The organism is Candidatus Poseidonia alphae (assembly GCF_943787815.1).
GTDB classification, from domain to species: domain Archaea; phylum Thermoplasmatota; class Poseidoniia; order Poseidoniales; family Poseidoniaceae; genus Poseidonia; species Poseidonia alphae.
This window is the reverse complement of the sequence record NZ_CALSNW010000001.1, coordinates 711,496-732,447: the sequence shown is the minus strand read 5'-3', so window position 1 is coordinate 732,447 and position 20,952 is coordinate 711,496. Positions and strand designations below refer to the sequence as shown.

The window sequence follows — 20,952 nt, the reverse complement described above, 5'->3', positions numbered from 1 at the left end:
GACATATTCTTATTGCAACAAGCACTATATAAAACTACCGGTGCTTTGACCCCAAAGGGCGGAACCAAAACCCCCCTCAGCATACTCAAATGAACTGCATGCGCTTCTCGTGCTGGAAACTGCTACATGACCTGCTGGGGTTCAAAGATATAACATGAACGGCTCAAGACGCATTCATTTTCTAGGGCGCCCGTAGATTTCTTCTCGCCACCTTCAATAAGGGTCACCAACACCTTCTCAGCGGGGGATAGGTAGTGGAAGATTATACCATCACATCGGAGTACACCCCCCCTGGTCAAGGTTTGCCCGATTGGCTGATTGCTGGACTTTCGGCATCGACGGAATCCAATATTATGGTCGTACATCCAACAGAGCAACACCGTAAGTCCACCCTCAATGCACTTGGCGAACGGGGCGTCGCTGCACAACCTCAAGAACACGTCACGATGAATCAACTTCTTCGCTTGCTGCACGTAGATTTCCGGCTTCCGGTCCTTCTTGACGACGAAGCATCCTCTTTCATGGGCATTCACAGCAAGTGCATGGATGCAGGTGAGAATTACAAATTCCCCCTCCTTCATAGCGGGGAACACGGATCTTGGGGCATGAAGAAAACACAACGATTGGAACGTCTTCATGCGCATTTAAGTCCCCTTCTCGACCCGTTCAATTGGGAGAATAACCCAGGTCTTGAGACCTATGAAAACATCCTGCTTGCCTTTGAAAAGGAGCGCGGGGGAACGCTCCCCGTTTTACTTCCAAAACACGTCCTTAGCGCGCTCAATTCAGCTAAGTCGGCCCCGTTTCATTTTTCCCATATTGAGGGCATTCTTATCCTTGACCACGCTCCGGACTTTACAGAAATAGAACGGGCAATTCTGTGTTCTCTTTCACGCTTCACCCCCATTCATCAGTTGCTCAACCCTGGTTCGTTCCGCCTGGGATTCCATGGAGCATTTCTCGTCGACGAGTATCCATGCACTCAGGAAACGCTCCCCTCATGGGTCCCGCCCCACGAAGTATGGAGTGAGGCGCACCCTTCCTGGAGGTCCAATGTTGGTCGTTCTAAAAACACCCAATTTACCAGAGTAACGGTCGACGAACGCGACCATATTCTCAATTCTACAATTGAACTGATCAAGCACTTCCGTAGTTCTTCTCAAGGACGAATACTGGTCATTGACGGCTCTGTCCGAGACCGACAGCACCTTTGGACGCAGTCACTCGGCTCACTCGGCATTCAATGGAATTCGAACACTGAGTTGTTGGAAGACCAACCGCTGTTCCACGCTCTCCTACAAGCATCCCGCTTGTCTCAAGGTATGAGTGCGTGGGGGATGAACGCTCTTCACTCCGTTATGGACTCAACGTCTCTTCCTCTCAAGGAAGATATGTTCCCCGAACTCGTTCATCCAACGCAGGAAGAATGGCGACCTCGACCTCACCAAGAAGCACTCCAAAGCATTGCCCAACAATTTCATGTCCTCGGTGGGCCAGGTGCGATTTCAAGATGGGTAGGCGCTCTTTCACGAGCCAAACCATCAGCTACAGAACGCAATCCAGAGCAACGAAGGCAAGACCTTGAGGAAACCCAATGGTGGCTTTCATGCATGCTTCATGCGTGGAAGCCGTTGCTCATGGGAGAAGACGTGCACATGTTACGGTACGATGTAGAGGGGTGCAGCACCGGTGAGTTTCTCCCCCTCCCGCCAGCACCAAAAAATGGGCCCGCATGGATGACACAGTTCGTCAAATGGTTGGATTTTGAGGCCTTAGAACACCGGCAATCCCCCTACAATCGCAGCCTAGGTACCTTCCATGCTATCTTAGAATCCATTCAAAAGATTCAATCTTCAATGGCCAGAGTACAAAGCATCACCTTTGATGGAATGGACTTTATTGACCTCCTCACGTATGTAGGGCAGGTCACCACACTGTCTCAAACCAAGATGAAAACAGCAGACATCGAGGTACTTACGCCAAAAGAGGCATTGGGGCTCGAAGCGGATTTGATCATCTTTGCAGGCCTTGATGTTGACGCCTGGCCCATGAAAACATCCGTTGTACCTTGGTTGGATGCCAAAGCCCAACTTGAACTTGGAATGTTCCAAACGGACTTGCTGATTCGGCAAGGACGTCACCACCTTCGGCATCTCCTCAATGCAGCCCCTCGTATTGTCATGTTTGATTCAAGCCCTGAAGATGGGGGCGGCCCAAGCGCTCCTTACGCCGAATGGTTGTCGGACGTGCGACGTTCAGGGGAGTGGGATGCTATGCGACCAGCTCCCGAATTCTTGCCACCTGACACTTACCAAGGAACATCGGGCTTACGCCATTGGGAGTGGGTTTCGCGAGAACTCGGACAGGGAAGTTGGTTGACGCCCGTCTCCTCTTGGACAGCAGAAGAAGCAGGAACAAAGCGATTGATTCGTCACGGGCACCTTCCAAGGGATGCTCGCCAGCAGTTGGGTATGGACCTCAAAGAGTCCATCCAACCCCGCGAACAACTCAACCATCGCCCAACACTGACTCATTCCTTTGAGGGCGTGATTCAGAGTGATCGTAAGCAGAGACAACCCTCGTTGAGAGGGCTCACCGAGGGGTCGTCGCTCTCTTGGAGCCACCGCACCCACCTCCTCGGAATTGATGCAGTGAGGTTGCGCCCAGAGCACGCTTCGGTCAAAGCCCCCGGAGTTAGCGCAGCACAGTGGCCTCATCTCGGTCATAGGGAAGAGAAGGTTGTCTCGCTAAGTGTTGACCCTCGTCCTCTTCCCGCCTACGCGCCAACAGGGCTTTCACTCAACCACCGCTTCGGCAAAATTGATGCTTCGCTGGTTCGAAAGGTTTGGTCGCCAAGCCGACTGGAAAAATGGCTTCATTGTCCGCGAAGCGCATGGATGAATCAGTTTCTGAACGCTAAGAGCGAAGATGAAGGCGTCTCTGAGGATGTTGACCTGAGGATTCGCGGAATTCTCGCTCACGAGGTTGAAGGAGCCCTCCTTTCTGGGCACGGCGTCAATGTGAGCGGCTCAGACCTTGGACGGATTGAACCCCTCCACCTTGGGCCTATGGGAGATGTAGGGGCAGGTTGGAACGTTATCCTTGAACACTTGAACGAACATGCACAATGGATGGGCAGATACAATGCAGTTTCTGTCCACCGAACCCGCGACCTCATCGACGCCACACCAGCAGAATGGAACGATTACCAAGAGACAGGAACGCCGATTTCTCCCGGAGGCAGACTTTTCAGAATGTATCAATCGGATTTGACGCTAGAACATTCAGCCCCGATTGCCTGTGAATGGAAGACCTTGTCCGAGGGGACAAGCATCGCCATGGATACAACCGACGAACACGAGGCTGCAGCGTCATTCGAAATGTTTGGCTATGCCGATCGCGTCGACGTGGTGGTGTTGAATAAAGGGCAACGTGAGGCATTGACTGCAGTGGGCATATTGGACGAATCAAGTGAGAAGACGACTCCAATGCCTCTTGATGGAACGCCTTACGCTGCTCGGCGGCTGGTCATTGTTCGTGATTTGAAGACCGTTCGCGGCCCACAGGTCAAACAACGTGGCTTGCGCCATCTTCGCTGCTTGTTTGAAGAATTGCAACTTGCATTGTATGCTAGGGCTTGGGAGGTCGCTCACCCAGGTGACCGCGTCATCGGTGTCGGCGCAACAGAAATAGGGGAGTTCACTGCTCATTATGTTGAATTGGATACCGACATTGATTCGGTGAAAGAGGAATTGCACTTGGGACAAGCAACCGGACATTTGCCCCATCACTTCCTTCCTTTGAACGGGGAAGGCATCCACCGTTCTCCGTTCAGGACATGGATGTATGAGCGATTAAAGGCAGCCCAACGCGCTGTGCAGGCGGCTCATGACGGACAGGTTAATCCAACGCCGGGCACACATTGCAACTACTGTGTCCTCCGCCAATCGTGTTCGGTCTCGTCGTTTACAGGGGGGTCATTCTAATGGTTGACTTCAACAACAGCCAGCGACTTGGTCTTGATTTGGACAAACACATTGCCCTGGACGCAGGAGCGGGTACGGGTAAAACAACCGTCATGGCTGAGCGCTACGTTCAACATTTGTTGGCTCACGATCAACGGGCAACTCACCTGACTCCTCCGGGTCCACGAGTCCCACTTTCCGGGCACGGCTCCTTACGCGCTCCGAAGAGGGAACGCACAGAGGTTGAGGATTGGAACGGCCTCTTGCCGTCCGAAGTCGTCGCCATCACCTTTACCAGAAAAGCTGCGGCTGAACTCAAGGCTCGAATACGCCATCGTCTTGCTCAAAGCCGTGCTCAACCTCCTAAGGAAGAAGATATCGAAGGAATATTTGACCCGAGACTCCGAGATGACGCAGATGTTGAAATGCTCTTGTCAAGCCTTGATGAGGCTCCAATTTCAACCATTGATGCCTTCCTCAACCGGTTGGTGCGACCGTACATCGACACCGTCACCCTTTACTCAGCAAGCGACCAAGTTCCCGAAGAACGAGCACCGCTCATGCTTCGCGATACAATGCATGCTGTCTGGCGAATACGCACGACAGACGATGCCTCGGATGCCGGTGTGCTCAATCACCAACATGAATTCATTCAATCTCGCAACCGGCTGGTCACGCGATTGGGAGGGCAAGAGCCTGCGGAAGTGGTCCTCAATGGACTTCTCAACACATCTCTTTTCGTAGAGCAATCTCACCGTTCGATGATTCAGCGGGCTCAAGATTTGGGTATCTCATGGAGCGGCCGAGGACCTGCTCCGGTCTCGCTTCTTCTGGACATGGTCGCACAACCCATTGCTGCCGAACTTCCTGGCTTCATCAATCATTTCGCACCACTTTTGCACAATTGGGTCAGTCTGTTCTTGCCTTATACAGAACAATGCGCTGAACCCATTGAAGAAGAGCACGACACCGTCCTCACCCGCTTCAACCATCTTGCCCGTTTGGTTAGTGCCCCGCTTCCCGACCGGCCTGCGGACCAATTGGTCTGGATGTGGAAAGCCATGATCGGCATGGCGGGTTCTTCAGGACTCAACAAAAACCCATGCACGTTTTTCCCCCGCAACAATCTCCCCTCAACGGATAAATGGCATGGTGGATTGCTGGCGAAAGGGAAGGTAAAAGGAATGAAAGGGACCGATAAGGACGCGTTGTTTTCCGCAAGCGTGGCCTTGCAAGACGAACTGAAAAACGAACTTCACTCACCGCTGGGCATCTTGATTCGCCTCTTGGCTGAATCCGCTTTCTTACTCAACCCTGGGGACGGTTATGATGGAATGCCTCTTGACTCCCCCCTCCGACTTGTCCCGCTCCCCCCCTCCATTGGGCCGACGCCGGTTGAAGGAGGGACCTATGTCTCTGCTGATTTACAAATGGAAATTCTCAGCGACCTCATCACGGTTCATCGAGGATGCCATCAAATTCTTGCTCGCCGCAAATCGCTCGAAGGCATGCATGATTTCGATGACATTCAACGCTTTGCAGCCGACCTTCTTCTTGCCCGATGTCCGGATGTCTGCCGTCACCGCTACCCTCCAGAAGTGATTGACGCGTTGGACGGGTTAGGCGACAATCCATGGAGCGATGAACACGTCTCCCGGGCGTTAACACTGCTCAACGACCAACCGGATCTCCAAGACGACCTTCACCGGAGATTTGCGGTATTAGGGGAATTGCGACGTCAGTTCCGAGCCTTCATCATCGACGAATATCAGGACACAAATCCATCACACTACCGATTGCTTGCACGGTTGTGGGGTCGGAGAGCGCGTTATGGTGACGACCCACCAAGGCCCAGAGGATATTGGGACCCAACGGTTTGCATCGTTGGTGACATGAAACAAAGCATCTATCGCTTCAGACAAGCAGAGGTATCAGTCATGCGACGAGCGGTTGCTGCCGTGCGTGATTGCAACAGAATTGAAGCCGATGAAACCAGCCTCAACCATCTGCGCAAAAACGGAGAAGGAAGGGACCCGCGACCAATTGGGGCCGGAGGGGAAACAGGCTCGTACACCAATGAACATGATGCGGAAGGTTCAGCCCCACACAGCTACGTCCCCTATGCATGGGAGGATGGACAGACCACCTCAACCATCACGGGTGAGCGGCTTGAGCGGAGACAGGAAGGGCACATTGATTTGACCTCAAACCATCGTACTCGGCCAAGTTTGATGGAATCGATGAATGACATCTTCGACGAAGTATTTTCTCCTCGTCATCATGCATTACCTGGCGACTGGCATGCTGAAGCCCAGCGTTTGCATCCTGCAAGAGCGACTGAAGAGCCAGGGGTATTGGAGTGGCTTCTCCCCATACAAGGAGCGCTTCAACATGCTTCGTATGACCTTGATATTCCACTCAACACCTTTGAGAACCCAAACGCCTCCAATGTCCAACTTGAACATGAATTGCTTGCAACCCGCCTCCATTCGTTGCTGAATAGAGAGGGTTCCCGCGTATGGAATTCATCTGAAGCGGATTGGAAAGAGATCACAGAGACCGGACCCGAAGTCCGCCCGGAGGACGTCATGATTTTGATCAATTCACGGAGGCACCTGCCGGACCTGCTTGAACGCTTGCGGGCGCGAGGGATTCCCGTCATGGCCGACCGGCAAGGATTGTTGCTTATGCAACCGGTTGTTCAGCCCTTGATGGCGGTGTTGGAACTTGTGGCGCATCCCCATTCTCGGAAAGCGGGCATTGAGTTGGCCCGCTCCGCTGTTGTTGGAATGAGTGAATCTCAAGTTCATGCCGCTTTTTATCGTCTCGCTGAAGAGCGTACAGCATGGGATGCTCTTCTTGAACATGCACCGAACGATGCGATAGAGGCCTTACTCAACCACCTTCATCACCTCGCATCTTTGGGGGCTATCTATGACGTGTTGGATGCGGTGCTCGATCATTCCGACCTTCTCGTTGCGTACAGTGAAGACTCCCAGCGTCAACATGCAGAGGCATGGCTTGGCATGATTCATAGCATCGGAAATGAAACAGGCCATTCAGTTACGGCAATTTACCGGCGCTTAAACGAATTGATTGGACTTGAAAAGAGGGGTCCGCAAGCCATCAGTAAGCCTACGAAAGCCGCCGTACAAATCATGACGATTCACGGTGCAAAGGGACTTCAAGCCCCAGTTGTGGCTGTTTCAGGCATCTTTACAGCGGGTATGGCCGACGTTACGACCTCGGTAAAAGACAATGTATTGGTTACGCCACAAGTTGTCGCTGGAAGGATTCAACCCTGGCATGCTCACGCTCGCCCTGTAGACGGCCTCTGGGCATTTGCAAGTCAAATGAACACCGCCCAGGACAAGGCGGAACTGCGAAGAAAATTCTACGTTGCCCTCACCCGTGTAAAGGACCGCCTCATCGTCACCGGTAGGCCTACCGATACCTCGACCTTCAATACCGAATCCGGAGAACTCTCCCTCACTGTAAAACCCGACCCGAGGACCATGGGGCGGATGTGGGTGGAAGGATTACGACGTGCGTCTTGGTGTGCTGGTGATGAAGACAGCCCGTGGCTCTTGCCAGGGGATGCAGGAGCCCATTCACTCCCTCCATACACCTCTTCCAAAGCACCCGTCTCCCTCAACCCAGCCATCCTTTTGGAAAACAATCCTCTGGGTGAAGAGGGCGTTTCAGGAATCCGGCTCTATCACCATCCCGATTGCTTTCATCAACCGACACCGCCATCCCCTCAACAACGTCTCCGAATGCTCGATGAGCACCTTGATGCAACAACGTTGGTTGCCGACAAGAACGAGGTCGTGCTCCAACCTTTGCGAGAGACGCTCAAAGGCGCAGCCCACCACTTGGATGCTACAGACGCTTGTCCCCGAAGGTATTGGTTGGAGCACATGAAAGGATGGGCATCCGAACCGTTTACAATTCCAAAGGGGCTCACAAAACCCAAGAAGAAGCGATGGCCTCTGCCGACTGAATTTGGATTGATGATGCACCGAATTGTAGAGATTGGACTCCGTAACCCCCTTCAATTCTCGAGCAGTACTCCGAAGTTACCCCAAGACTGGCATCATGCCAGCGAAGGGGCGCTTGCCTCTGAAATTACAGTTGGAAGGGTCATGGCCGAATTCGGATACGGTGAAACTCAACGGAAGGACAGTACAGAATATCAATGGAGGGAACGCATGCTCCATTTGAGTTCGCTCATTGATGCTGGCCTTCTTGGACAGTGGGTAGCAGGAGAATCCCTCCACGGATTCAGGGTTGAAGCGGTTCGAACCGAACTCCCGTTCATCCATTCGTATCCGATTTCAGTCGATTCGTTCAAACGGAGTCGGTTTTCACCTAAGGGCCCCGTTGAGCAAGCAACCATTGAACAAGTCGATATGGATTTCAACGGACGTGCTGACTTGGTGTTGGCGCTTGTTGATGAAGGCGGCCGAGGATGCCTCCAAGTGGTTGACCTGAAAACCAAAGGATGCATGGCTCCGTTTAACCCAACTCTTGCAGAGAAAGGCCATGTTTTACAAGCGGTCGGTCCTGAAACCACGAACCCGTTCCCGCAATCCGAAGCAGAAGCCGAGATTCTCCACGAACATCGCCTTCAATTGACACTTTACTCCGTCGCTCTTGAAGCGATTGAACAGCTTAAGCCAAAGGAAGAGCGCCGACGCATACTTCCGCCATCACTGCTGTTGGGTGCAAACGGACGTATTGTACAAATGACTGAAGAAGAGTTTGTGTTTGCAAAGGCTGACCTTGACCAACATCTCCACTGGCGCACCATGATGCACCTCACGAACGGCAGTGATGAACCCGAGCGTTTGGATTCAGATTCCACCGTTTGCGCAGGCTGCCCGTACTACAAAGGCGATGTTCGACGCTGCGGTCCAAAGGGCGAAGTGCTCGGCTTCATTGAGGACGCTGAGGCTTAGTCCCGGACAGTACAAGCGTTCCCGCCCAGTCTTCCTTCGCTCCGGTTTGAATCGCACTTACGTTCTCAAATCCTGCGTCTCGCATTCCTTGCAACCATGCCTGGATCGAGAGGGTTGTCATGTGCACGTTGAGGGACTTGGGCCAATCATGACTGGCCGGGTTTTCCTCGTAATGGTCCATCCCAATCACAAGTTTGCCTTCTGCCCTCATCCAGTCATCATGTATGATTTGAAGAAAGTTCAACGGGTCATGCAGGTAGTACAAACATTCCATGCTGTGGACCAGGTCGACGGGTTGCTCGGGTTTCCAATCAGGAAGTTGGCCGTAATGATAACTTCCATTAGGGTCGATTCCATTCGCTTTTTCAATCATAGCTACGGCTCCGTCAACTCCTGACGCGTGGGTACAGTGTTCATGACTGGAAAGTTGTCGAACGACCCATCCATTTCCACAACCAATATCGACGGCAGAAAACGGCATTGATACGTTGTCAAGAAGAAGATTTAGCATGACATCTACGCTTGCAGCATGGCCTTTTTCCATGCCTATGTCCTTGCCTTTTTCAGCCCACTCATGAAAGACATCGGTCGCTTTCCTTTGGCCCATGATGGAGGTTGGATGAACCCTGTCTTTGAAGGTGTCCATGACGAAAAGAACATTCATCACCTCTCCTTCGGAAGTTCATGCTTGACACCGTGACCACGCTTAGCGACGTTCTTTACTCACCCTGTGAACCTTATCAAAAAGGAACGTTATCCGTTACTGACCTCCACACCATTGCATGGGAGGCAAGTGGAAATGCCGATGGAATTCCTGTCGTCGTCATACATGGCGGTCCTGGTGGAGGTGGGCAGCCATCGTACCGTCAATATTTTGACCCCGGCGCCTACAACATCGTTCAATTTGACCAACGCGGATGCGGCCAATCAACGCCTCACGCTGAACTCGAAGACAATACAACCCAAGCATCCGTGGCAGATATTGAGACGTTGCGCCAACATTTGGGAATTGAATCATGGCATGTGTTTGGAGGTTCGTGGGGGTCGACTCTTTCGTTGATTTATGCCCAGGAGCATCCAAATAGAGTTGAAAGTTTGATTCTGCGCGGAATTTTCATGTGCAGGAAAAGTGAACTTCAGTGGTTCTATCAAGATGGTGCGAGCCACATCTTCCCTGACGCATTTGCTCCGTATCGGGACCACATTCCCTTGGAGGAACAGAGCGATTTGATCAAGGCATATTATCAGCGACTTACCAGTCCAGACGGAGCGATTCGTCGCGCTGCAGCCAAGGAGTGGACGCGATGGGAGATGGCGACCAGCCGTTTGTTCCCCGACCCAAGTTATCTTGAGAAAGCAGAAGACCTTGACTTTGCAGTCGCATTTGCTCGCATTGAATGCCACTACTTCATCAACGGAATTTTCCTTGAAGAAGCGCATATTTTGAACCATGTGTCCCTCATTCAATCGATTCCAACGGTCATTGTACAAGGGCGGTATGACGTTGTGTGTCCTGCTCGTAGCGCTTGGGAATTGCACCAAGCCCTACCCAACAGCACCTTGACCATCGTACCTGACGCAGGACATTCAATGGGAGAAGTCAGCATTGCCAGAGAGTTGGTTGCAGCCACCGATGCTCTCCGCTGAGTAAAAACCCCACAAGCCCCATATTTCTGGACCCGTACAAGCGTCGGCTTGATAGGGAGGAGTGGACTCGGGGAGAACGGAGGCTTGCCTCCGGGTGAGAAGATGACTGAAGGAACCATCACGCCAGAGGTACAAATTCAACAATTGCAAGACTCCCTTGCAACCGAGACAGACCGTCTTCAGAAATTGTTTGCTGCATACGAAACTCAAGAGAAAGACTTGGTTGACGCACGTGCTGAAATTGAAGTTCTAGAAAAGGAAATCATTGACCGAGAAATCGATAAAGAATCTCTTGAATCAATCATTTCTCAGAAGGAAGTTCGAGTTCGAGAATTGGAGATGAAGGCTACCAAGGCTTCCAAGCGTGTTGACCACTTGGAACCTGAACTTGACAAGATGGAAGAGAAATACTCTCGAGAAAAAGACCGCTTGGGCAAGGTGTTCGGCATTGCAGAAGAACTTGACAACGATCTGCGTCTTGCTGTTACTGAAATGAAATCTCGTGACGACTGGTATGTTGCTCACATGCAAATCTTTGAAGACTTGAACAAGGCCATCAAAGAACGCTATGAAATGATTGAGCGTGCCGTTGAAACCGAGCGCAAGTCCCAACACATGTCGAGAGCGTTCAACGACCGCATGGACGAAATGGTCCAAGCGCGAACCGAGGAAATGGCCACCCAAGAGGCGGAAGCAGAAGCAGCGAGCGAAGCAACATCATCGATTGAAGTTGTTGAGCCGGCACCAGAAGAATCTCCCGAAGAGGAAGCCCCCGAAGAAGCCCCCGAAGAAGAGGCTGCAGAAGAGGACGAATCTACTGAGGCTGCTCCAGCGGCATCTTGGGGCGATGGCGAAGACCCCTGGTCTGGACAGTAGGTGTTGAAATGGCTGGTTTGGCCCACGGCGGCCACGGCCCGGTATTCATGATGACTGCAATGGGCGTAAGCGCTCTGTTTGTAGGGGCGTTCATCGACCCAATTCTTGGGCTGGTCCCTCTTTTTGGAATCTCATGCCTGATGTTTGCAGCTTTTCTCGTCAATTTCTGGCGCGACCCTGACCGACCGATACCCAAGGAAGAAGGGGTCTTGGTCTCTCCAGCCGACGGGCACGTTATGTTTGTCCGCAGAGAGCGAGCAACAGGACGCCGACCTTCTAAGGCTGAACGCGAACAAGGACCGATTGAGTCTGATTCACTCACCGGAGATTGGTATCCCGACCCCCTTCAAGAACCGCTGACCTTTTCTACGGAACAGCGGTATGAGGCTGTGGAAAAAGGCGAAGAACACGACTTGGACGTGATTAGAGTAGCCGTGTTCATGTCGCCTCTTGATGTCCACGTGAATCGCGCTCCAGCGAAAGGTACCTTGGAGCGCCTGGAACATCGCACGGGAAAAGGCCTGAAGCGCGGACCTTTCGCCTTTGCCTTCAAAAAAGAGAGTCAATACAATGAACGGGTTCGTTCCGTGTACCGCTTAGAGGATGATACGTTGATTGAGATGACGCAGATATCTGGGGCATTAGCACGGACGGTCATCCCTTGGGTCGGAGAGGGCGCGCCCGTCCGACGCGGTCAACGCATCGGAATGATTCGCCTCGGCTCACGAGTGGACGTTCGAGTCCCAGCAAACCGTTTCTCCTGCGACCTTATTTCCGCCGAATCCAATGATTCTTCTCAGCCGAAGGGCGCATTTGTTCAAGCCGGTTCAACCGTGATGTTTCACCCTAAAGGAGATGAAGAAGAATGAGTCGATGGAAGAGAAGCATACCCGCCATACTTATTTTGCTCATATGCAGCATGCCTGTTGTGTATTATCAACTTGGGAGTCTGGTTTACACACAGGCTGCAGCAAGCAATCTGGAATGTTCCGACCATGCGCCGTACAATACCCCGGACAACTTTACTCCGCATCTTTGGGACGAGGGTTTGGAAGAAGGGATGATGGAAAAGAATGCTACGATTGCCTCGGATATGGAATCGTTTTGGTTTGACCAATGGGATAACGCTACGATTGATGTGCCCGATGAACCGATTACCTTGGCCGCCTGGGTCATGGAAACCAATGCATCACAGCCCTGGGTTATTCTCGTTCATGGTATTCGTTCCTGTAAGGCCAATCACGAGGTATTGATTCCTGCAGCCATGCTGCATCAAGCGAATTTCAACGTCATTCTTTTTGATTTGAGGGACCATGGTGACAGTACCGTAGAAGACGGGCTGGTTTCAGCAGGGCAACGAGAGTACCGGGATGTTCTTGCTGTTTGGTCGTGGCTACAGGAGGAGAAAGGTGTGCCTGCCCCTTCAATCGGAATTATGGGAATTTCTCTTGGAGCAGGAACAACCGCCATCGCTTTTGACCAAGAGCGGGACATTGAGGCGGTATTCTTGGACTCCCCGTTCTCCTCTATGGATCGGATCATATCCGAAGAATTGGAGTTTGCCGGATTCCCCACCTTCCTCAAGGATGCAGCAGTGTTCGCTGGGAAAATCCAGAGTGGGGACAACCTTGTCAAATTTGAACCGTTATCTGGTGCGGAAAACATTGGAAACCGCTCGATGTTCATTACGCAATCAAACGACGACTATCGCATCAAGATTCACCACGGCAATGCCATGTGTAATGCAGGAAAGAACAACGTCAAGGAAGGCGGTTTCGTTGAGTGCTGGTTTGGCAATTCCTCAATTTCGCATCAAGATGGGGATGAGCCAGGTGTGCTTTCACACGTCACGCTGATGATGACTCAAACCGAAACCTACCGAGGGCATTTGGTGTCCTTTTTCGAAAATAGCCTAACACAACCCGCTGCGGTGGTTTGAAACCTCAAATGCCGACGGCACGTCAGTGGAGCACATGTCGGAGCCGCCCAACCTGCATCTTCTCGGTCAAGGTAAGAAGGGCTTGCGCATTCACGATTTGGTCAAGGCTCCAGCCAATACACCGTGGGCAAAAGCGCGCCAGCAATCTTGGGATGCGAGCGAACCTGCAACAGTATATACTACCCCAGAAGCACTGCCAGACGGCACTCCATGTACCGCCGCAACCGTCATTCTCCGAACCAAGGGCTGCCATTGGTGGTGGTCATCGGGGTGCACGTTCTGCGGCTACTTCAACGATACCAGGGACGATGTAACCAACGATGACCTTCATGCTCAATGGGCCTATGCAAAAGAGAAACTGGACGGCTTCGAAGAACACGCCATGGTGAAGGTATACACTTCAGGGTCTCTGCTCGAGGATAGAGAAATTCCCGTTGAATTCCAAGAAACAGTCCTCCGTGATTGCGCTGAACTCGGAAAAGAATTGATTGTAGAAAGCCGATGTGAACAATTAACAGAAGCTAAACTTGAATGGGCCACATCGATCAACCCTTCCTTCACCGTTGCGATTGGACTGGAAGCTTACGACGACGAAGTGCTTCGGTTCCATGTGAACAAGGGATTCTCAACGGCTTCTTGGGATCGCGCCGTGACCAACCTGGAAACGTTCAATCTCCGAGTGAAAACATACCTCATGTTCAAACCCCCATTCATGAGCGAGGCTGACGCCTTGGATCACAGTATCAAATGGATTGAAGCGGTTGCAGAGCGTTCTGATGAAATTTCAGTCAATCCAATGAACATCCAACGCGGGACCGTCATCGACCGCTTGCATCGCCACAATGAATACCGGCCTCCGTGGCTTTGGTCACTTGTCGCCATGATTCAACGGGCGCACCCCTTCATTCATCCCAAAGGCGGAATGAACGGAGAAGAAGACCAAGTTTCACGCTTGATCGTCCACCCCACCGCCGGAGGAAAGATTCGAGGATCGCACAATTGCGGTTCGTGCGATGGAGAAGTTGTTGCAGCCATCGAACGCTATGCCGTCTCGGGCAGCCTCTTGGAATTTGACGGGTTGGAATGTGAATGTCAAAAGAAATGGCAGACTGAGTTGATGCTCGAGCGCCAACTTCCCCTTCCTTTGGGACTTTCAAAGCCTCGACGAGCCCCAACCCTTGAGACGTTGCGTTCACCGTGAATTCTTTGGCCACAGGCACCCCTTTTCCTTCGCCTGTGATGGTGAACGTTTATGACCGCCCGGCAAGTCGGAGGAATGACCCCTATGGGGTCAATTTGAGGTGAGGCCCGTGTCAAATTCCACAACCCTTCCAGATACAACCGTCGGAACAGGAGAACCAACATCAAGTCGCGTGATTCTCACGTTGTTCTTTGTTGGCCTTTTGGGCCTCTATTCTTTGTTTGCAAATGTCTTCGGTTGGGACAACCTTCCGTTGCTCGGAGAACTCGTTCCTTTGGTGCAGAATTTGGGCGGTAGTGGAATCTGGTACTACTTGATTGGATTCCTTGTTGGTGTTGGTGCAATCGTAGCAACACTCGTGGGTGAGGTACTCGCAGAATGATGGAGGTGTGATGTATGGAAATTATTTTTATCACCGGCACGCTTCTCATCGCTACCCTCTTTTTCCTTTCTCAAACCCTAGCACGCGGTGCTGGGGGCGTGGGCGGGGCGCTCCAGCAAATCGGGTTGTTCATTCTCAGGAAGAACCCTCCAGGCCTCGTAGATATCTTTGATGACAAAGATGGCAGCGGGTCGCGTACATGGATGAACTTCGGAATGCTCTGGTTTGTCTTCGCAGGTATTCTTGGATTTTTGGCCGCTTGGCATAACTACGACCCTCGAGCTCTTGATTCGCTAGCAAGCATTGGCTGGTCTTACGACGACGGCTCCTCCCTTCGGGACGCTACGCAGAGGCTTCTTGGCTTGGCTCTCATCTACGGCCTTGTCGGAGGAGGCCTCGTTGCAGTATCTCGAAACGGAAACGGGCGTCTTGCCAGTGAAGCAAATGCTTCAATGGTTGCCTTGTTGTTGACGGTCGTTCTCATCGTGAGCGTTCTTCTCCCGTTCATTTTCGGTTTCCTTGATGTTGACACAGAATCTTTCGCCGTCTCTACGCTCCTGCTCAGTTTGGAATCGCTTGCCGTAGGTTTGCTTCTTGTCCCGGTGCTCATCAACGTCTTGATCACCGCTTCTACTCGTGGAGAACAAGAACTGTCAACCAGTTCTTGGTTCCTCATTATGGCTCTGGTTTCCAAGATCTTCGCCATGATTTACATCTTCATTGGCGAAGTTGCAGACTCGACACAAACAGTCTGGCTTGGAGAGCGCGTCTCAAACGGCTGGGTCCCTCTTGCACTGATGTTTTCAGTGGGATACTACACCGTTCCTATGGTTGCCAAGCAACCCATCTGGTCCGGTTCGATGCGCTCTGCAAGCATGCTTCTGCTCTTTGTGACCCTCCCCCCCTTCTTCATGTCAAGCGCTGATGGTAGCAACGTTTTGGTGAACTTCGGAGCCATCCTTCTCACCTTAGGATTGCTTCCGGTCTTCGCAGCCTCTGTTAACATCATCATGACGGCGAATTCAGGAATGGATTCCGTGGTAAAGAACCCTGGCTCGATGGCTGGTTTGCTTGCATTCGTCCTCCTCCCGTTCTTTGCTATCGGCGGATATTTCACGGCGATGGATATCTTTGTCGGAACTGGAGAACTTGGAAGCATGGCGCACAGCGTCGACATGGGAATGATGTTCACCGTTGGCGGACTTCTCATTCTTTCCTCCGTGTTCAACAGTTACCCAATGGCGATTGGAAAACCACTCGCTACTCCATCAACCGCTAACCTGGCGGTTTGGATGGTCCTTGTTGGTGGCGTGGCCTCTACCGTGACCTTCCTCGTAGGGGATTTCACAACCAATGCAATTGCAACCTCCGGCATCGAAGATGCAGTGGCTCCATCAGGTGGATTCTTCCTCACTGGAGCGGCTATGTTCTACCTTCTTGGAATCGGAACAATCCTCGCAACCCTTGTGACCATACGAACCGGGATCTCCTCAACAGGTCGTTCGGTTTCCTCTGAAACGGTTTCTGATGTGAATACCTACACCTTGATAGCAGGCTCATCAACCACCATCCGCACGCTCATCGGTCGTGGTGTTGGCGTTGACACGGAATTGGTTGTAACGCAAACCGAAGACACCGAGGGCGGCTCAACCATCATCGCCGTTGACTCCTCACTCCACAACGATGAGATCACAGAGTTCCCTTCAAAGGCCCCAACAGAAGCCATGATTCAACTGGTGCAGTACCTTGCAGACAAAGGCCAATCCGTCTTTGACCTGTTCCGGTCCATGGATTTGGATGCTTCAGGAAAAGTTGACGAAGAAGAATTCCTTACCGCCCTTCAAGCAACAGATATTGATGCTCTTTCCTCCGTTGACTCGGGCGAATTGATGCAGATTATGGACCTTGATGGCGACGGAGAACTCAACCTTCCAGAACTTGATATTGCTATTGCTCAAATCAAGCGAGACTACGACATCACTCCCTCGGCAGGTTCCGAGGAAGAATGAGGGTCTTCATCGGGCGTGATGACGGTGCGCATAGGCCTCGTTGGCAAACCGAATGTGGGCAAATCTACGTTTTTTAGCGCAGCAACACTCGCTCAGGTTGATATTGCGAACTATCCGTTTTGTACCATCGACCCTAACGTTGGAGTTGCTTTTGTAGAAGCACGCCTTCCTTGCCCGTGCAAAGCCTTGCGTGAGAAATTAGAATCCGAAGGACGCCTTGAACCCACTTCAGCAGAAGATCCGCGTCAAGGAAGCCTCTGCCAACCGAGGACGGGTTCTTGTGTTGGGCACCGTCGTTTTGTCCCCGTAGCCCTTGTTGATGTAGCAGGACTTGTTCCAGGGGCGAGTGAAGGAAGAGGGCGGGGCAATGCCTTTCTTTCAGACCTGGCCAATTCGAACGTTCTGATTCAAGTCGTCGATGCCGCTGGAACAACCGACGTAGAGGGGCAGTTTCTTGGCGGTGCTTCCTCAAAGGAAGATGCGGTCAACGGTTTGAAACAGGAGATCGCTTTTCTCGAGGAAGAACTTGATGCCTGGATTGCCGGCATTCTCAACGAGGGCTGGACCCGTGGTGTCCGCAGAGTCCAAGCGGAGGGAGAGAAAGGCTTGGCTTCATTCGTTCAAGAGCGATTAAGCGGGCTAGGGGCTACGACTCAACTCGTTTCCCAATGCATGCTGCAATTCCAGCAAGAGCAACGACCTGAAGGGCAGCCTTGGGATTGGAATGAAGAAGTTCTTCGAACATTGGCAGCGACGCTACGACAAGGTCTGTTCCCTATTGCATATGCTGCGAACAAATGGGACATTGCCCCAGAAGGTGTGATCGACGACCTTTCATTGTATTCGATTGAACCTTGCATGGCCGACGTTGAACTTGCGCTTCGGAGGGCGGCTAACGCCAATATCATCTCGTACCATCCCGGAGAAGCAACGTTTTCAATCAATGATTCTTCTTCGCTGAATGAACCTCAAACCAAAGCCCTGGCCCACATGCTCGCTCGTATGAAATCGTCGAATGGAACTGGAGTTGCTCGCTTATTGGACCGAGTGCTGTTTGAACTTCTCAATCAGATTGTAGTGTACCCCGTACAAGATGAAACCCATTGGGTGGACGGTGACGGCAAAGTATTGCCCGACGCCTTTGTTGTCTCATCAGGAATTCAAGCCAAAGCTCTTGCTTACCATGTCCACACTGATTTGGGAGATGGATTCATTCGGGGCGTTGATGGAAGAACACGCCGAGTTGTTGGCGCAGACCACGAATTGACTGATGGCGACGTCCTCAAAATTCACGCTAAATCGTGATTCAGTGGCCTTTTGGACGATCGTATGCTGGACTCAAGCGAGCCATATCTCCGGAATAACGTCCACCGCGATAGATGAAGATGACCGGCGCAAGAAGCGTAAGGACAATCAACAAGCCGAGGAAAAAGAGTCCCCACGGCTTAATGTCAGAGAGAGTGAATCCCCAAAGAGCCCAAAGGAACGGGACATAGAGGAAGATACTGTAACGTCGAGCTACGGCGGAAAACCGAGCGTTAGCAAGCTGTTTGTCAAAGAGAAGGGGAACTTCTTCCTTGGTGACCAAGCCTTTGTCTAAACCGCATTGTGCACACACCTGTGCACGAGGTCCAACCCCATGAATGAAAAATTCACGCGGATAAGTGCTTCCACAATGTCGGCATGCTGGCATGGTGTCCCCTCAAGTTGGCTAACGGCAAGGGATTCTTCAACCATCCGATGGATTCAGAAGAAATTCTTGAATGATAGCCCGTCCTTCCGGTGAGCCAATTGACTCTGGATGAAACTGAACGCCATGAATGGGGTGTAAAGAGTGACGCATACCCATCACCAAACCCGTCCCCTCTTCTCGAGCGTTGATGATGAATGACTGACCGTCTTGCTCGTTGGCGATGAGAGAATTGTATCGGGTGAATACTGCAGGCGATGCTGAAGTTGCGAACAGACCCGTGCCGTCGTGGTCAATACGAACAGGAACGCCATGAACAGGGCCGCGTGGAGAGGGGAGCACTTCCATTCCGTCTGCAAGGGCAAGTGCTTGGTGACCTAGACAAAGGCCCAGGACAGGAACCGCTAGTTGGCCTGCAAGGGAATGATGAGCGAGAGCCATCGTCAGAGGCGCATCCTCAGGAGTGCCCGGGCCAGGGCCGAGAACGATGTGCGTCGGTTGAAGGCGGTCGAGAAGGTCAAAGAGCGCAGTAGGGTCTGACAATATTTCTGCATGATTGTTACGTCCAGCTAGGACGGTAACATCGTGTCCCGACTGAGCGATGGCGTCTGCAACATTGAGTGAGAAGGAGTCCAAATTGTCAATAAAGAGTACGCCGCAATCTCTGTTGTGTTCAATGCACTGTTGCAGGGTTTGAACCGATGATAGCGTTTTGATGGCGGTTTTTTGCTTTTGATGAGCAATGGGGTGAATCTCAAGTTCACCTCGCGGGACGGGACTGTCGTCGGCTTTCATCCACCCCGAAGCAATTCGCAATGCTGCACCTTTCCAAACCGCTTCCGAAACTTCCTTTGCTGCATCTGAAGCAATGGTAATTCCTCCACCAGCCCCAATGCTTCCGTTCCATCCAGATGCGGTTCGATGCGCCTCAAGCGTCCTGATCAAGATGTTCCAGGATGAAGAACCGGTGTGAACGTCCACCCAGCCTGCTGAACCGGTCCAAAACGAACGTGGATGCTGTTCGAGTTCATCGATCACAGCGCAAACCATCGTTCTGGGACAACCCGTGATTGAGCCTCCTGGAAAGATGGACTGAAAGGCAGTTTTTCCATTATGTTCGGTTTTGAATGTCCCTGTGATATGGCTGACAAGGTGCTGAACGTTGGAGTATACTTCAACATCAAAGCGGTCAATGTCAACCGAACCTACCTCACACACACTGGACAGATCATTTCGCATGAGGTCAGCAAGCATACGATGTTCCGCACGTTCTTTTTCATCTTCGAGCATGGCTTTTCGTAGGGCTGCAGCGTCCTCAGCCGTTGATCCCTGCAGACAGGTTCCTTTGATTGGAGACGAGCGGATGTGTTGTTCATCGCAATCCAGCAGAGACTCCGGTGACGAGCTGGCTAAGGCCAATCCCACATCAACCGCTTCAAGGTAAACAGAATACGGAGCAGGATTGTTTTGTGTTAGGTGCTTAAACACATCAAAAGGATGGCCAATCGGCCCTTGCCAGTGCTTTCCAACATTGACCTGATACACCTGCCCTGCAACGATTCCTTGGCGAACGCGCTCGATGTTCTCCATATGGGTTTCATCATCGTGAGTCGTCGTCTCTACGCGTTGCAATGGAGTGCCCTCAATGAATTCAGAGGGGGCTGCAGTGAGCGCTTTTTCTGCCTTTGCGGTCCAGGGTGATTCCGTGCCAAAAACGCTGACTTTGTCCTCGTGGCGGTCGTGACAAACTCCTCCTTCAATCAGCCACATAACACTCAAAATCGTGCCCTCACGAGGAGGTTTTTGGAGGAGAAGCGGTTGGGTCCACTGCATCATATCGTAGGCCATTGCCCCGGACCAGAAAGGGCCAGAAGCCATTCCTTTACAACCGGGTTTGTCAAAAGGTTCAGGAGATGTAATCGGTTGCAATTTGTTCAGTAAATCGGCGATGTCAGAGGCAACAAGGGTTACGCTGTGATACCAACTGCCGTGTTTCCATTCCTCAACTTCGGCCCTTAAATCACACTTTTCTTCCGTCAGTCGTATGGTTCCGGAGAGTGGAGAATGCTGTTCTGCTGCTGGCATTTGTGAGCGGGGTGGTTGACGGATGATCGCTCGTCTTTTCGGAGGTGAGGCAAGCATCGACCAGTTGGCGAGATGCGACGCAGGACCTCCAGAAACCAACAATACTTTGTCCGGGGAACCGTGTTGAAACGCTCCCTCTCCGAGTAATTTATGTTGGCTCAAGTGGGTGGAAATTTCGGTCATGTTCACCGACATAC

The 20,952-nt window shown here is 51.9% G+C and carries 13 protein-coding genes; 10 read left to right on the top strand and 3 right to left on the bottom strand.

Going from position 1 to position 20,952, the window contains the following annotated elements:
* Positions 1-254: 254 nt before the first annotated feature.
* On the top strand, positions 255-3,986 hold the full coding sequence (locus tag AAA857_RS03160; protein WP_338173033.1) for a hypothetical protein: 3,732 nt from the start codon (positions 255-257) through the stop codon (positions 3,984-3,986).
* On the top strand, positions 3,986-8,926 hold the full coding sequence (locus AAA857_RS03155; RefSeq protein ID WP_338173031.1) for a UvrD-helicase domain-containing protein: 4,941 nt from the start codon (positions 3,986-3,988) through the stop codon (positions 8,924-8,926). Before AAA857_RS03160 ends, AAA857_RS03155 begins: the two co-directional genes overlap by 1 nt.
* Here the strand turns inward: AAA857_RS03155 and AAA857_RS03150 are convergent.
* Positions 8,904-9,533 carry a class I SAM-dependent methyltransferase gene (locus AAA857_RS03150; protein WP_338173029.1) on the bottom strand — a complete coding sequence of 210 codons (630 nt, stop codon included), beginning with the start codon at positions 9,531-9,533 and terminating at the stop codon, positions 8,904-8,906. The two genes, AAA857_RS03155 and AAA857_RS03150, sit on opposite strands and share 23 nt — an antisense overlap.
* 77 nt (positions 9,534-9,610) lie before the next feature.
* Between AAA857_RS03150 and pip the strand changes: the two genes are divergently transcribed.
* The 8 genes from pip to ychF all read left to right on the top strand — a co-directional run bounded on the left by pip (position 9,611) and on the right by ychF (position 18,285).
* The gene (gene pip, locus AAA857_RS03145; RefSeq protein ID WP_338173027.1) at positions 9,611-10,573 is read left to right on the top strand and encodes a prolyl aminopeptidase; all 963 of its coding nucleotides are present in this window, start codon (positions 9,611-9,613) and stop codon (positions 10,571-10,573) included.
* 102 nt (positions 10,574-10,675) lie between these two features.
* On the top strand, positions 10,676-11,449 hold the full coding sequence (locus tag AAA857_RS03140) for a hypothetical protein (RefSeq protein ID WP_338173026.1): 774 nt from the start codon (positions 10,676-10,678) through the stop codon (positions 11,447-11,449).
* An 8-nt stretch (positions 11,450-11,457) separates the two neighbouring features.
* A complete protein-coding gene (locus tag AAA857_RS03135) occupies positions 11,458-12,318 on the top strand; it encodes a phosphatidylserine decarboxylase (RefSeq protein WP_338173024.1) in 861 nt (286 codons plus the stop codon).
* Positions 12,315-13,388 (top strand): alpha/beta fold hydrolase, encoded by a 1,074-nt coding sequence (locus tag AAA857_RS03130; protein ID WP_338173022.1) that lies wholly within the window; start codon positions 12,315-12,317, stop codon positions 13,386-13,388. The genes AAA857_RS03135 and AAA857_RS03130 overlap by 4 nt, the downstream gene beginning before the upstream one ends.
* A gap of 34 nt (positions 13,389-13,422) precedes the next feature.
* Complete coding sequence (locus tag AAA857_RS03125; RefSeq protein WP_338173020.1) at positions 13,423-14,589, top strand: archaeosine biosynthesis radical SAM protein RaSEA; 1,167 nt, start codon at positions 13,423-13,425, stop codon at positions 14,587-14,589.
* 109 nt (positions 14,590-14,698) lie between these two features.
* Positions 14,699-14,971: a hypothetical protein gene (locus tag AAA857_RS03120; protein WP_338173017.1), complete on the top strand. Its 273-nt coding sequence runs from the start codon at positions 14,699-14,701 to the stop codon at positions 14,969-14,971.
* 14 nt (positions 14,972-14,985) lie between these two features.
* Positions 14,986-16,980 (top strand): hypothetical protein, encoded by a 1,995-nt coding sequence (locus tag AAA857_RS03115; protein WP_338173018.1) that lies wholly within the window; start codon positions 14,986-14,988, stop codon positions 16,978-16,980.
* Positions 16,981-16,998: 18 nt separating this feature from the next.
* On the top strand, positions 16,999-18,285 hold the full coding sequence (gene ychF, locus AAA857_RS03110) for a YchF-related putative GTPase (RefSeq protein WP_338173016.1): 1,287 nt from the start codon (positions 16,999-17,001) through the stop codon (positions 18,283-18,285).
* Position 18,286: 1 nt separating this feature from the next.
* Here ychF and AAA857_RS03105 read toward each other — a convergent pair whose 3' ends face one another.
* Entirely contained in the window at positions 18,287-18,673 is a 387-nt protein-coding gene (locus AAA857_RS03105; protein WP_338173014.1) for a hypothetical protein, read from the bottom strand.
* A 36-nt stretch (positions 18,674-18,709) separates the two neighbouring features.
* Positions 18,710-20,950: a chorismate-binding protein gene (locus AAA857_RS03100; RefSeq protein WP_338173012.1), complete on the bottom strand. Its 2,241-nt coding sequence runs from the start codon at positions 20,948-20,950 to the stop codon at positions 18,710-18,712.
* Positions 20,951-20,952: the final 2 nt, after the last annotated feature.